Origin of the sequence: Comamonas sp. GCA5, assembly GCF_036541385.1 — a bacterium.
GTDB lineage: Bacteria > Pseudomonadota > Gammaproteobacteria > Burkholderiales > Burkholderiaceae_C > Comamonas > Comamonas aquatica.
Window position 1 is genome coordinate 1 of sequence record NZ_JAZHFR010000295.1, and the last position, 238, is coordinate 238.

At 57.6% G+C, this 238-nt stretch carries 1 pseudogene; it reads right to left on the minus strand.

What is annotated here, in order from left to right:
- Positions 1 to 83 (minus strand): annotated as a pseudogene (locus tag SJH88_RS19685) (XRE family transcriptional regulator); the annotation flags it as partial.
- Between the last annotated feature and the right edge of the window lie 155 nt (positions 84 to 238).

The window sequence follows — 238 nt, forward strand, 5'->3', positions numbered from 1 at the left end:
GTTCTGCGGGCGATCTCCCGGATGGACAGGTGCTCACGCAGAGCCCAGCGCCTGATGACACTCAAAGTAGCCACGTCAATCACTCCTGGTCTCCTGCTGCACATAAAAGCAGCAGGCTAGGTGTCGGGTCCCGGACGATTGGCTGCTTAAAAACAAGCGTCCGTTGCTGCATGGCCGAGAGGTACTGCAAGCAGTTCTGGCAACATGGCAATCCCGTGCCAAGGAGTTGCCATGCTGA